This window comes from Lentzea sp. NBRC 105346 (genome assembly GCF_030269605.1).
Lineage (GTDB): Bacteria > Actinomycetota > Actinomycetes > Mycobacteriales > Pseudonocardiaceae > Lentzea.
Genome location: NZ_BSTQ01000009.1, coordinates 151,231 through 166,043 on the forward strand (window position 1 = coordinate 151,231; position 14,813 = coordinate 166,043).

At 73.3% G+C, this 14,813-nt stretch carries 5 protein-coding genes; all 5 read left to right on the plus strand.

The genetic code is table 11. The features are described 5' to 3' along the window. Positions 1 to 5 precede the first annotated feature (5 nt). The 5 genes from QSK35_RS20585 to QSK35_RS42875 all read left to right on the plus strand — a co-directional run bounded on the left by QSK35_RS20585 (position 6) and on the right by QSK35_RS42875 (position 14,798). Complete coding sequence (locus QSK35_RS20585; RefSeq protein ID WP_285748554.1) at positions 6 to 1,850, plus strand: AfsR/SARP family transcriptional regulator; 1,845 nt, start codon at positions 6 to 8, stop codon at positions 1,848 to 1,850. 337 nt (positions 1,851 to 2,187) lie between these two features. Beyond that, positions 2,188 to 8,337, plus strand: coding sequence for a non-ribosomal peptide synthetase (locus QSK35_RS20590; RefSeq protein ID WP_285748556.1), 6,150 nt, complete (start codon positions 2,188 to 2,190; stop codon positions 8,335 to 8,337). Beyond that, entirely contained in the window at positions 8,334 to 12,992 is a 4,659-nt protein-coding gene (locus QSK35_RS20595) for a condensation domain-containing protein (protein ID WP_285748558.1), read from the plus strand. The genes QSK35_RS20590 and QSK35_RS20595 overlap by 4 nt, the downstream gene beginning before the upstream one ends. Further along, the gene (locus QSK35_RS20600) at positions 12,989 to 14,344 is read left to right on the plus strand and encodes an MFS transporter (RefSeq protein WP_285748560.1); all 1,356 of its coding nucleotides are present in this window, start codon (positions 12,989 to 12,991) and stop codon (positions 14,342 to 14,344) included. The genes QSK35_RS20595 and QSK35_RS20600 overlap by 4 nt, the downstream gene beginning before the upstream one ends. A gap of 16 nt (positions 14,345 to 14,360) precedes the next feature. Next, the gene (locus QSK35_RS42875) at positions 14,361 to 14,798 is read left to right on the plus strand and encodes an MbtH family NRPS accessory protein (protein WP_502881689.1); all 438 of its coding nucleotides are present in this window, start codon (positions 14,361 to 14,363) and stop codon (positions 14,796 to 14,798) included. Positions 14,799 to 14,813 lie beyond the last annotated feature (15 nt).

Here is a 14,813-nt window from a genome sequence, read left to right on the forward strand (position 1 = left end):
GCAAGGTGGAGTTCCGAATCCTCGGTTGCCTCCAGGTATGGGACGGCGACCGGCTGATCGAGATCGACGCGGACAAGCAGCGGACCGTGCTGGCCGTCCTGCTGCTGCGGGCGGGCCAGACCGTGCCCGTGCACGAACTGGAGGACCAGGTCTGGGGCGGGGTTCCGCCCGTGACGGCCAAGAACACCCTGCAGGCCTACGTTTACCGGCTGCGCAAGGTGTTGCGGTTCGACTCGGACACCGCGCTGGTGACCGAGGCGGGTGGCTACCGGATGATGCTGCCCGAGGGCGCGCTCGACCTGCACCGCTTCGAGGAGCTGACGGCGAGCGGGCGCGCGGCGATCAAGGCCGGGCGGGCGGAGGAGGGATCAGCCGCCCTGCAGGCGGCGCTGGACCTGTGGCGTGGGCCCGCCCTCGCCGACGTGACCGCCGCGTCCCTCCAGGGCGACGTCCAGCGCCTGGAGGATCTGCGCATCGGGGTCGCGGAGGACGCCGCCGAGGCGGCGCTCGCGCTGGGGCGGCAGGCGACGATGGTGCCCCGGCTGGAGACCTTGGTCGCCGTCCATCCGTACCGCGAACGGCTGTGGGCGCTGCTGATGGTGGCGCTCTGCGGCACCGGGCGCCAGGCCGACGCGCTGGCGGCGTACGGGCGCGCCCGTGCCCGGTTGCGGGAGGACCTGGGCATCGAGCCGGGGCCCCAGCTGCGGCACCTGCACCGCGACATCCTCTCCGGGCGGCCCGTGGGCCGGATGGGAGACGCGTTCTGGTCCGGGGGAACGACTTCCGTTCCCCCGCATACCGGCGGGGGACCGGTCCGGCTGGCCGCCGAGCTGCCCCGGGACACCTCGACGTTCGTGGGTCGCCGGAGCGAGCTGGCGGAGGTCTGCGACTGGTTCTCCGCGGACGGGCCGGGGCGGATCGGAATGATCAACGGTCCGGCTGGGGTCGGCAAGACCACCCTCGCGGTGCACGCGGCCCACCGGCTCGCCGCACGATTTCCCGACGGCCAGCTGTACGCCAACCTGCACGGAGCCGACGACACCACGCCGGAGCCGGCGGAGATCCTCCGGCGCTGGCTGCCGATGCTGGGCGTCACCACGCTGCCCCGCTGCGGCGAGGAGGCGGCCGCGCTGTTCCGGTCCGCGCTCGCGACCCGGCGAGTGCTCGTCGTCGTGGACGGCGCGGCCGCCATCGGCCACGTCAGCCCGCTCCTGCCGGGAGCCGGCGCCTCCGCCGCGCTGGTGACGGGGACGCGCGCCCTCACCATGATCGACGACTCCGCGCACCTCACCCTGCACGTCCCGGACGACGAGGAGGCGCTGGAGCTGTTGCGCCGCACGGCCGGGCCGGACCGGGTCGACGCGGAGCTCATGGCCGCGCGGACCGTCGTCCACCTGTGCGAGAACCTGCCGCTCGCGATCCGCATCGTCGCGGCGCGACTGGCCGCCCGGCCGGAACTCCCGCTCAAGGCCGTGGCCGATCAGCTCGCCGACGAGCAGCAGCGCCTGGAGGAGCTCGCCTTCGGCGGGCTGACCCTGCGGGCCCGCATCCGGGCGGGGTACGACCGGCTGTTGTCGCCGGACGCGCGAAGGATGTTCCGGACGCTCGGGGAGTGGCCGCACGTCGACACCACCGGGGTGGCTGCGCCCGTGCTCGCCGCACACACGGGGCTGACGATTCCTCGGGTGCGCGCCGCTCTCAACACGCTGGCCGATGTGCATCTGCTGCTGGCGCGGCATGACGGGTCGTACCGGATGCCGACGCTCGTCCGGCTCGTCGCGGCCGAGCTGGAGGCCGAGCCGGGGGATGTCAGGTGGTTGCCGGCTGGTGGTTTGGCCGATGGGGCGTGAGGGGTTCGGCGGTTGATCGTCTTGGCGCGACGGGCCGTGCCGGGGGCGTCAGGTGGTCGCCGGCCGGGGCGCGGATTCAGGTGTGCAGCGGAGTGAACGTGGCGTTCAGGGACAACTACGTCCCCATCCGTCACGTTCGCTGCGACCTGCATCCGTTTCGGTCACGCGGGAGCCCCGCGATGCGTGACATGCATCGCGGGGCTCCCGCGTGACTTTCAGACCCCGAGTGGAGGGGTTCGACGGCGGACCAGCGGGCAGTCAGCGGCGCGCCAGAGCCCGAGGCGAAGGTGGGTCGTGCGGTCCACGGCTGGGCCGCGGGGAGGTGGACCAGCCAGCCATGACCAGCGCCCACGACCCGAACGGCCCGGACACCGTCCACGGCCTGTTCGAACGCCAGGCCGCCGCGACACCGGACGCCGTCGCGGTCCTCCGCGGCGACACCGCGCTCACCTACGCCGAGCTCGACGAGGCGGCGTCCCGCCTCGCGGTGCGGCTGCGTGAGCGCGGTGCCCGCCGCGGCGGTTACGTCGGTGTGCTGCTCGACCGCTCGCCCGAGCTCGTCGTCGCGCTGTTCGCGGTGCTGAAGTCGGGTGCCGCCTACATCGGTCTGGAACCGGCGTATCCGCCCCGCCGGCTCGGTGTCCTGCTCGACGACGCCGGCGCCGGCCTCGTGGTGACCCGGTCCGATCTCGCCGACCGGCTGCCCGCCGACGCCTGCCCCGCGGTGCTGGTGGACGAGCCCTCCCCGCGCGGCGATCTCCCGGCCACCGCACATCCGGGCGACCTGGCCTACGTCATGTACACCTCCGGCTCGACCGGGCGGCCGAAGGGCGTCATGGTCGAGCACCGGTGCGTGACCGCCTTCCTCGCCGGGATCGGCAGCCGGGTCGACTTCGGTCCGGGGACACGGACCCTGCAGTTCGCCGGGATCACGTTCGACGCGACCGTCGGGGAGATCTTCGGGCCGTTGACCAACGGCGGTGCGGTGGTGCTTCCGCCGGCGGGAGCCGACCTGATCGGCCCGGGACTGGCCCGGCTGCTCGAACGGGAGTGCGTCACGACGGCGTTCCTGCCGCCCTCGGTGCTCGCGGTGCTGCCGGACGCGGAGTTGCCCGACCTGCGCGCCTTGGTGATCGGCGGCGAGGTGGTCCCCGCGGACGTCGTCGAGCGCTGGGAACGGGACCGGGCCTTCCACGTCGCCTACGGCCCCACCGAGACGACGCTGATCGTCACCACGAGCGATCGGCGGTGGCCGGACCGGCCGCCGCCGATCGGCCATCCGCTCCCCGGTGTCGAGGCGTACGTCCTCGACGCCGACCTCTGGCCGGTCACGCCGGGAGCCGTGGGTGAGCTGTACCTGGGCGGCCCGACGGTGAGCCGCGGCTACCTCGGCCAGCCGGCGATGACCGCCGAGCGCTTCGGCCCGCATCCCTTTGCCGAGCAACCGGGTGCGCGGCTCTACCGGACGGGCGACCTCGCGCGCGTGTTGCCCGACGGGCAGCTCGAGTTCGTCGGCCGGACCGACGACCAGGTGAAGATCCGCGGCGTCCGGATCGAACCCGCCGAGGTGGAGCGGGTGATCTCCACTCTGCCCGGCGTGCGCCAGTGCGCCGTGGTCGCCCGCGGCGAGGGCGCTGACGCCCGGCTGGTCGCGTTCGTCTGCGGTACCGAACTGTCGGCCGCGCGACTGCGGCGCGAGGCCGCCGCCGTCTTGCCGCCGACGATGGTTCCGAGCCTGTTCGTGCCGCTCGCGGCGCTGCCCATGCAGACGCACGGCGGCAAGGTCGATCGCGCGGTGCTGCGCGCGCTGGAGCTCGACCCCAGGCCGGACGGCGTGCCCTTCGAGGACCCGGCGGACGACCTCGAACGCGCCATCGCCGCCATCTGGGAGGACGTGCTCGGCGTGCGGCCCGTGGGCCGGGCCGACGGCTTCACCCGGCTGGGCGGCAGCTCCCTGCAGGCCGCCGGCGTGCTCACCAGGATCGCCGCCGACCTCGGCGCCCGGCCGACCCTGCGGGAGTTCCTCGAGAGCGAGTCACTGGGCGGTCTCGCCGCCCTGATCCGCTCCGGGGTCGACGGACGAGCGTCGATCCCCGAGGTCACGCCGTCGAACGAGCCCACCGTCCCATCGCCGGGACAGCGCAGGCTCTGGTTCCTGTCCCACCTGAACCCCGCCGCCGGTCCGGCCTACACCGTGCCGAACGCGTTGCGGCTGCGTGGACCACTGGACCCGGCCGCACTCGAGAGGGCGCTCGCCGCACTCGTCGCCCGTCACGACGCGCTGCGGACGGCCTTCGAGCTGGTCGACGGCGCCCTGGTCGCGTCCGAGACCGCCGAGGTCAGTGCTCCGCTGAAAGTGGTCGACGCGACCGGGCGTCCGGCCGAGGAAGTCCTGGCCCAGGCCGCGACCGAGGCCGCGTCGCCCTTCGACCTCGCTCGTGCGCCGCTGATGCGGGCCACCCTCTACGAGCTCGCGCCGGACGATCACCTGATGGTCGTCGTCCTGCACCACCTGGTCACCGACGGGTGGTCGCAGAACGTCTTCGACCGCGACCTGGCCCTGCTGTACGCGCGGGAGACCGGGGCGGGGCGGGACCCGAGTCCGCCCGCGCTGCGCTACGCCGACTTCGCGCGCTGGCACGACGCGCTGGCCCGGTCCGGCGCGCTGGAACCCGGCCTCGCGTACTGGAGCGAGCAGCTCCGTGACGCTCCCACCGCCATCGAACTGCCTGCCGACCGGCCCCGGCCGCCGGTCCAGACCCACCGGGGCGGCCGGGTGGCCACGACGCTGACCGCGGACCAGACGGCCGCCGTCGCCGCGCTCGCCGCCGCCGAGAACGCCACCCCGTTCGCGGTGTACCTGGCGGCCTTCGGCGCGCTCCTGCGCGGCGTCGGCGCGGGGGACGACATGGTGGTGGCCGCGCCGACGGCCGGGCGGCCGAGCCCGGACACCGAGGACGTGATCGGCTTCTTCACCAACACCGTGCTGCTCCGCCTGCGCCCGGACGCCCGGCAGACCTTCCGCTCGCTGCTCGGACAGGCCAGGGACCGCACGATGGACGCCCACGAGCATCAGTACGTGCCGCTCGACGCCGTCGTGGCACGGGTCGCGCCCGACCGCGACCTGTCCCGGCAGCCGATCGCGCAGGTGGCGTTCGCCTACCAGGGACCGCTGCGGCCGCGGGCCGCGCTGCCGGGACTCGCCGTCGAGCCGGTCGCGCTCGACAACGGCACCGCGAAGTTCGACCTCACGCTCGAACTCGACGAGCTGCCCCAGGGAACGCGGATCACCGCGGAGTACAGCGCCGACCTCTTCGAGCCCGCCACCGTCCGGCGACTCCTGGACTGGTACACGCGGCTCCTGGACGCGGCCGTCGCCGCCCCCGGCGAACAGCTGGGCGTCCTGCGGTTCACCACCGAGGCCGAACACAGCGTGATCCCGCCCAAAAAGGCCGGCACGGGCGGTTGCCTGCACGAGCTCTTCGCCGCCCAGGCCGCCCGCACCCCGGACCGGGTGGCCGTCAGCGACGACCGGACCAGCCTCACCTACCGCGAACTGGACCTGGCGTCCAACCGGCTGGCGCACCGGCTGCGTGCCCGCGGCGCCCGACCGGAGACGCTCGTCGGGATCTGCCTCGACCGCGGGGCGGACCTGGCCGTCGCGGCACTGGCCGTGCTGAAGGCGGGCGCCGGCTACGTGCCGCTCGACCCCGCCTACCCGCCGGCCCGGCTCGCGCTGACCATCGAGGACTCCGGCTGCCGCATGGTCGTGGGACGCGCAGATCTGGCCGTGGGGGCCGAGCTCGTCGACATCGCCGACGCGTACGACACCACCGCGCCCGGCACGCCGCCGGACAGCGACGCGCGTCCGGAGCACACCGCCTACGTCATCTACACCTCCGGCTCGACCGGGCGCCCGAAGGGCGTGGTGGTGACGCACGCGAACGTGACCCGGCTGTTCGCCGTCACCGCCGGGGACTTCGGGTTCGGGCCCGAGGACACCTGGTCGCTGTTCCACTCCTTCGCCTTCGACTTCTCCGTGTGGGAGCTGTGGGGAGCGCTGCTGCACGGCGGCCGGGTCGTGATCGTCTCCTACCCCGTGAGCCGGGATCCCGAGGCGTTCTGGGAGCTGCTGCGCACCGAGCGCGTCACCGTGCTCAGCCAGACGCCGTCGGCGTTCCGGCAGCTCGCCGCGGTCGCCGCCGATCGCGGCCATCCGGCGACGGACCTGCGCCTCGTCGTGTTCGGCGGGGAGGCGCTCGAACCCGCGGTGCTGCGCGACTGGTTCGCCCATTACGGCGAGGAGTCCCCGCGGCTGATCAACATGTACGGGATCACCGAGACGACCGTCCACGTGACACTGCGGCCCGTTGTGGCAGCGGACGCCGAGGCGGCAGGTAGCCCCATCGGCGGCCCGCTCGCCGACCTCGGGCTGGCATTGCTCGACGCAGACCTCGAACCGGTCCCGGTCGGCGTGCGGGGCGAGCTGTACGTGAGCGGCGCGGGCGTCTCCCGCGGCTACCTCGGACGGCCCGGTCTCACCGCGGAGCGCTTCCTGCCCGACCCCTTCACCGGCGGCCGGATGTACCGGACCGGGGACCTCGCGATCCTGCGCCCGGACGGCGAGCTCGTGTTCTGCGGGCGCGCCGACCAACAGGTGCAGCTGCGCGGCTTCCGGATCGAGCCGGGGGAGATCGAGGCGACGCTGCTCGCCGAGCCCGAGGTCCGTTCGGCGGCTGTGGTGGTGCGCGCAGACGGGAACGTGGAACGGCTCGTCGGCTACGTCGTCCCGGCACCGGGCGCGGAACCGGACGTCGCCGCACTGCGCGGACGGCTCGCCGAGCGGCTGCCCGCGCACATGGTGCCCGCGGTGCTGGTCGTTCTCGACGAGCTGCCGCTCACGGTGAACGGCAAGCTCGACCGTGCCGCGCTCCCGGCCCCGGAGGTGCGGCGGCCCGCGGTGGTGAGGCCGGACGCGTCCGCCTCCGCCACGTTGTGCGGCATCTGGGCGGACGTGCTCGGCGTCGAGCGGGTCACCGAGGACGACGACTTTTTCGTGCTGGGCGGCGACTCCATGCTCGCCGTCCAGGTCGTGGCGGCCGCCCGTGCCGCCGCCCTGCCGATGACGGTCGCGGACCTCTTCGCCCATCCCACAGTCGCCGAGCTGGTGGCGTCCGTTCGCACCGTCGAAGATGCGGCAGGCGACGCGCTGGACCGCCTGACCGACGGCACGGAGGGCCTGGCCGACGCCTACCCGGCCGCGACGCTGCAGACCGGGATCATCTACGAGTACGAGATCCGCGACGACCCGACCCTCTACCACGACCTGAGCACCGTCCGCCTCTCCGGACCGCTCGACCCCGTCGCACTCGACGACGCGCTGAACGCCGTCTCGGCCCGGCACGACCTGCTGCGCGCCTCGTTCGACCTGCTGCACGAGGACGGACCGGTCCTGCGGATCCACAAGGAGGCACCGCTCCCGCTCACGGTGCTCGAGGCACCGGACGGGCACGCGTCGGTCCGGGACTGGTGGACGGCGCAGTGGCACGAGTGGTTCGACCTCACCGAGCCTCCGCTGGCCAGGTGTCACGCGCTGGACCACGGCGACGGCACGTGGACTCTGGCGCTGTCCGTGCATCACGCGGTGCTGGACGGATGGAGCCTCGCGGTCTTCCTCACCGACGTCGTGCGCGCCTACGACCTCCGGTTGGCGGGAGAGCGCGGCGAGCACGAGAGCGCGGGCTCCTACCGCGACTTCGTGGCACTCGAACAGCGGACGGCGACCGACCCGCGTGCCGCCGAGTTCTTCACGACGATGCTGCGGGGACGCGGTCCGGCGCCGGCGACGTCCGCCTTCGACGGGCCGGCCGATCCCGATGTCGACGTCCGGCGCCTGATCGAGCCGGAGGTATGGCGCGGTGCGCAGGACGCGGCCACGCGGCTGGGTGTGCCCGTCAAGAGCGTCTTCCTCGCCGCGCACCTGCGGGCGCTGGCCACCCTCACCGGCTCCGCCGACGTCGTGACCGGCCTGACCGTCAACGGCCGCCCCGAGACGGACGGCGCGGAACGCCTGATCGGCATGTTCGTCAACAGCGTGCCGCTGCGCGTCGACACCAGCGGCGGCTGGCCCGACGTGATCACCTCGGCCTGGGCCGCGGAACGCGAGCTCGCGCCCTGGCGCAGGTTCCCCGTGGCCACCCTGCGCGGCGCCCTCGGCTCGGCGCCGTTCGACGTCCTGTTCAACTACGCCGACTTCCACGCCTACGACTCGCTCGCCGGCCTCCGGCACGTCCGGCCGCTGGAGTTCTGGTACTCCGACCGCAACGACTTCCCGATGACCGTCACGGTCGCGCGGCGGCCACTCGCGAAGGAACGGGAGCTGATGGTCCGGGTGCGGCCGGACCTCGCCGGCGACGGGCGGGCCGCTCGCATGGCCGATCTGGTGTTGGCGTCGCTCACCGATCTCGAAGGGCGGCCGGTCCGATGAGCCGGGATCTCGGCGAGCTGCTGGACAAGCTCACTCCGCAGCAGCGCAGGCTGCTCCAGGCCAGGCTGGCCCAGCGGAGCGCGGCACCAGCGGACGAGCTGTTACCCCTGTCGCCCGCGCAGGAGCGGCTGTGGCTGGCCGACCGGCTCGCGCCGGGCCGATCGGTGCCGGTCGCGTTCGCGGTCCGAATGACCGGCCCACTGGACCAGACCGTCCTGCACGCGGCGATCGGGGACGTCTTCGCTCGTCAGTCGGCGCTGCGCACGGTGTTCCGGGAGACACCGGACGGCCCGCGCCAGCTCGTTCTCGACGAGTTCGTGCCGCCCCTGCCGGTGATCACCGCGGAGGCACCGGAGATCGCCGAGCGGGCCCGGCCGGAGTTCGACCTGACCGCCGCCCCTCCGGTGGCCGTGACGTTGTTCGAGCTCGGCCCGCAAGAACACCTGCTGCTGGTCTGTGCCCACCACATCGTCATCGACGGCTGGTCCACCGAGGTCTTCCTGGGCGACCTGGTCGCCTGCTACGCCCGCCGCACCGGCGGAGACGCCGAACTGCCCGAGCTCCGCCTGCGCTTCGCCGATCACGCCGCGGCGGAACGGGAGGCGGCCGCCGACGAACGGCTCGCGGCGCAGCTCGCCCACTGGCGCGAGCGGTTGGCCGGCGCCCCGGCCCTGTCGACCGTCCCGGAGGACCGGCCCCGCCCACCCGTGCAGAGCGGGCGGGGCGCCCAGACGGAGTTCGCACTCGCCGCCGAGGTGACCGACCGCCTGGTGGCGACGGCCCGGCGGGCCGGGGTCACCCTCAACAACGTCGCCACCGCGGCCTTCGCGGCACTGATCCACCAGGCCACCGGTCAGGACGACGTGCTGTTCGGCACGCCGGTCGCGCGCAGGCGGCGCACGGAACTCGAGCCGATCGTCGGCTGCTTCGCCGACACGCTGGTGACGCGGGTCGATCTGTCCGGTGGTCCGTCGGGCGCCGAGCTGATGCGCCGGGTCCAGCGGTCGGCCGCCACCGCGGCGGCGCACCAGGACGTGCCGTTCGCCCGGCTCGTGCAGGAGCTCGCGCCCGCCCGGCGGCTCGCGTACAACCCGCTGTTCCAGATCATGCTCAGCGTCAGCGAGATCGGCGCGGAGGACCCGCGCGAGGCGGGCGGCGTCACGTTCACGCCGGAGCACGTCGACACGGGCACCACCGACTTCGACATGTTCCTGACGCTGCGCCGCACGGCCGCCGGGCTGACCGGTGTCCTCAGGTACAGCACCGACCTCTACCTGGACGAGACGGCCCGGCACGTCGCCGACGGGCTGGCAACCGTGCTGACCGGACTCGCGGACGACCCGGACCGGCCGATCGCCGAATTGGTCCGCCGTCGCACGGTCGGGGTGGCGGCGTCGTTCACGGCCGAGCCGATGGGCGAGGCGATGCGGTTCTGGTCCGGCTACTCCCGCGTCCCGTGTGACGTGCGGTTCGCGCCCTACGGCCAGGTCCTCCAGCAGCTCCTCGCCGGTGACGCGAACGACGGACAGATCGTCCTCCTGCGCTGGGACGACTGGTCCCGCCGCAGGTCCGGCGACTCCTCCGCGGACTTCCTCGACGGCGTGGCCGACGACCTGCTCGCGGGCGTCGCCGCCTTCCGCTCCCGGACGAGCGCGCCGTTGCTGATCATGGTGTGCCCGTCGGAGGAAGACGCCGCGGCCGCCGACGAGAGGCTGGCCATGGGCCTGGCCGGTGTGCCCGGCGTGGAGGTGACCTGGCCCGCGGAGTTTGCCGCCGGGCTGGGTGTCACGGAGGTCGCCGACGCCGCCGCCGATGCGTTCGGGCACGTCCCGTTCACCGACGAGTTCTTCGCCGCAGTGGGAACGCTCGCCGTGCGGCGGATGCACGCCGCGTGGCGCGTGGTGCCGCCGGGGCCGCAACGCGCGGACCACACCGCGACCGAACTCGCCACCGCCGCGCAGATCATGAAGGCGGCGCGGCGGCCCGCGGAGCCCACCGTCGTCGAGCAGGAGCACGTCCCGCCGCGCACGGAAACGGAGCAGCGGCTGGCGGCGCTGTGGGCGGATCAGCTCGGCGGCGCCGAGGTCGGCGCGCGCAGCAGCTTCTTCGCGCTGGGCGGGCACTCGCTGCTGGCCACCAGGATGCTTTCCCTGGTGCACCGGGAATTCGGCGTCACCGTGCCGTTCCACGACTTCTACGCCGACCCCGTGATCACGGCGATGGCCCACGCGATCGACGTGGCGCGTGCCGCGGGCGACGATGCCGCCCCGGAGCCCGGTGGTCCGGCCATCGTCCCGGTGTCCCGCGACCGGCCCGTCGAACCGCCCGCGACCCAGCGGCGGCTGTGGGCGCTCGCGCAGCTCGGCCTCGACTCGGCGGCGATCACGTTCGCGGCCACCCTGACCGGGCCGCTCGACGAGGCGGCGCTGTGCGGGGCCGTGGACGACGTCGTACAGCGGCACGAGGTCCTGCGCACGACGTTCGGCACCGAGCGGGGCCGCCCGGTCCTGGTCGTGCACGACCGGCTCGACACGGTCCGGATCGACAACGTCACCGGCGACCCGGCCGCAGCGATCCAGGCATTCGCGAGTCAGCCGTACGACCTGGCGACGGGACCGCTGCTGCGGGTACGGCTCCTGCGTGCCGGACCCGACCGGCACCACCTGCTGATCGGCATCCACCCCATCGTCTGCGACGACGGGTCCTGGCACCTCTTCCTGTCGGACCTGTCCGCGGCCTACCGGGCCCGGCTGGGCCAGGACGAGCCACTGCCCCCGCTGCCTGTCCAAGTCGCGGACTACGCGGTGTGGGAACGAGACAAGCTGGTTGCCGAGACCGACTCGGCCTACTGGGCCGACAGGCTCCGCGACGCCCCGCCACGGCTGGAACTGGCTCGTGCCCGTGCGGGCTCGGCGGGCAACGCCGGTGCGGCGACCCGGCCGCTGGGCGACGACCTGGGCGCACGCGTCGAGGAGCTCGCTCGGGTGTGCGGCGTCAGCACGTTCGTCGTGCTGCTCACCGCGTACGCGCTGGTGCTGGGCGAGGAGAGCGGCCGGGGTGACGTCGTGCTCGGCGTGCCGTCCGCGGGCCGGGACCGCCCGGAGCTGCAGGACGTGATCGGCCGCTTCGCCCACCTGATGCCGCTGCGCCTGGACGTGTCGGGGGCGGCGACGTCGCGGGCGCTGCTGCGCCGCGTGCACGAGACGGTGCTGAGCGCGCAACGCCATCAGGGCGTGCCGTTCAGCCGCATCGTCGAGGTGGTCCGGCCGCCGCGCGACCCGTCGCACCATCCCGTCTTCCAGCACGCGCTCAACGTGGTGGGCGAGACGTCGGCCGGCCTCGACCTGCCGGACGTGTCCGTGCGGACGCTCGATGTTCCGGAGCGGGACACCAGGTTCGAGCTGTTCTTCCACCTGCACTGGCGGGACGGCGTGCTGTCCGCGAACGCCGAGTACGACACCACCAGGCTCGGCGCGGACGTGGTGGACGACCTGCTCGCCCGGTTCGAGTCGGTCGTCGTGCGAATGAGCGACGCGCCCGACGCCGCCGTTCCTGGGCCACCGCTACCGGAGCCCGTCCGAGTCCGGCCGCGGGTCGTGCCGAGGCTGGCCGTCGCCACAACGCGTGACGCCGGGCCGATCCGCGACGAGGCCGAGCGGCTGCTGGCGCGCTTCGACATCAAGCCCGGTCTCGCCGTCACGTCCCGTGTGTTCGGCACGTTGCTCGATCCCGCCGGCGCCTTCGCCGCCGAGGGGATCAACGTGGTCGTGCTGCGCTGGGCCGATCTGATCGGTGCTCCGGTGCCCGCACGGCTGGGCGCGCTCGTGCGCCGCCTGGACGACGCGGTGACCGGCGTCGTGGCGGCGGTCCGGGCGTACCGGTCCTGGTCGAGCCGCCCGCTGGTGGTGCTGGTTCCGACCTCCGATGGCGTGCTGGAGCCCCGGCTGGAGGCACGCCTGGACGCCCGGCTGCACGTCGAGCTCGCCGCGCTGGGTGGGATCGAGGTCCTGAGCGGCCCGTTGCCGGCGTCGGCCGGCGAGACGGCCGTGCGGCGGCTGCACCAGGCGTTCCGCGTCAGCCCGGTGAAATGGGTGATCACCACGGAGACCGGCTGGTCACCGGTCGACCTGGTCCGGCTGGCCGCGCTGCAGCACGGTCACGGCCGCCGGCTCGTCGTGTGCGTGCCGCCCGGCACCGAGGCGCCCGCTCACCTCGAGGGGGTCCGCCTGATCGAGGGCGACATGGCCGCCGCACTGTCCGAAGTGGACGGTACTGAGAGTGTTGTGCTGCTGCCGGAGGGTGACGACCCCTGGGTCGCCGTGGAAAGGTGCTGGGAGCTGGACCCGCCGATGGCGACGTCCGGCTGGTCGCCCGCGGTGCCGCTGACCCTGGCGGAACCGGCGGGCGAGAAACCCCGCGACGATCGGGAACGGATGCTGGCGCGTATCTGGGCCGACCTGCTGGACCTGCACGTCGACCTGATCGGCGTCAACGAGAACTTCTTCGCACTCGGCGGCGATTCGATGCTCGCCATCCAGGCCGCCCACCGAGCGAACGAGGCCGGTGTCCCCATGACCGCAAGACAGTTCTTCGCGCATCCCACGATCGCCGAGCAGACCGCCCTCGTACCAGGGAAGGACATGAGTCGCCTGTGAAACGCGCTTCTGGTTTCGCCGGGTTCACCGTGATGTGGTCCGGCCAGATGCTGTCGACGGTTGGCACCCGGATGACGAACTTCGCCATCGCCATCCAGGTCTACGAGGACACGCACTCGGCCCTCAACGTGACCCTGCTGACGTTCATCGCCTTCGGCGCGACCGTCATCTTCTCCCCGATCGCGGGGGCGCTGGTCGACCGATGGAGCCGCCGCACCACCATCATCGCCTCGGACGTGGGCTCGGGGATCGTGACCCTGGGGCTGCTCGCCGGCTATCTGTTCGGCGAACCGCACCTCTGGCACCTGTACCTGGTGAACTTCCTGACCGGCGCGTTCCTCGCCTTCCAGGCGCCCGCGTACGGCGCCGCCATCACCCTGATGATCGAGAAGGGTGGGTACACGCGGGCGAACGCGATGATGACCATGCTCCGGGCGGCACCGTACGTGGCCGCCCCCGCCATCGCCGCGCCACTGCTGTCGGCGATCGGGATCGCCCCGGTGCTCGCGGTCGACTCGGCCTCGTTCCTGCTGGCGATCGCCGCGGTCTTCGCCGTGACGCTGCCGCCCAACCCCGTCCGCGAGCGCGTGAAGGCGGGAGCGGCCGGGTTCCGGCGGGACCTCGGCGCGGCCTTCCGCTACATCGCGCGGCGGCCACCGCTGCGCGGGCTGCTGATGATCATGCTCTCGATCAGCTTCCTGTCCGCGCTCGGCTGGGTGCTGTTCCCGCCGCTGGTCCTCGCTCGCACCGGCGACTCGGCCGGCGCGGTGGGCATCGTCCAGGTCGTCGGGGCGATCGGCGGGACGCTGGCGGCGATCTGGCTGGCCTCGCTCAAGCCCACGAACAACAAGATCTTCCGCATGCTCGTCGCGATCCTCGTCCTGGCCGTTCCGGGCCGGATGCTCTTCGGCTTCGACGGCATCTGGATCTGGTCGATCGCGTTGTTCTTCGGCTGGGCCGCCCTTCCGTTCATCGACGGCTACAACCAGAGCATCTGGCAGGAGAAGACCCCGCCCCACCTCCAGGGGCGCATCTTCGCCGCGGTCCAGATGATCGAGAACATCGCGAGCCCCATCGCCTATCTCGCCGCGGGCGTGCTCGCCGACCGGGTCCTCGAACCCGCCATGCGGCCGGGCGGGTGGCTCGCCCCGGTCTTCGGTCCCATCACCGGCACCGGACCGGGCGCCGGGATCGCCGTCCTGTTCATCCTGTCCGGCGCGGCCGCGGCCGTCCTCGCCCTCGTCGGCTTCCTCAGTCCCACCATCCGGCACGCGGAAAGCCTGCTGCCGGACGGCGGCGACGACGAAGCCGAGCCCGCCACGGCGACACCCAGCGCCGCGCCCGCCACCTGACCTGAAGGAGCCGTCCATGACCGACACCGCCGCCACGGCCGACCCCGCCTACCGGGTGGTCGTGAACGACGAGGAGCAGTACTCAATCTGGCCGGACCACAAGGAGAACCCGCCCGGCTGGCACGACGCCGGGAAGACCGCGAGCAAGCAGGAGTGCCTCGCCTACATCGAGGAGGTGTGGACGGACATGCGCCCGCGGTCCGTCCGCGAGGCCGGGTCCGACGCCACGCCGCTGGTCCGGCTCATCGCCGAGGTCCTGCAGACCGACCCGGCGCTGATCGACGACGACTCCGGGCCGGGCAGGTCCGGCATGTGGACGAGCCTCAAGCACGTCCAGCTCGTCACGACGCTGGAGCACACCTTCGGCATCTCGTTGTCGCAGGCCGAGATCCGCGGCATGAACTCCGTCGCGGCCATCCGGGACACGCTGCGAGCCAAGAACGCGCTCGTCTGACCGAATCGACCGGCC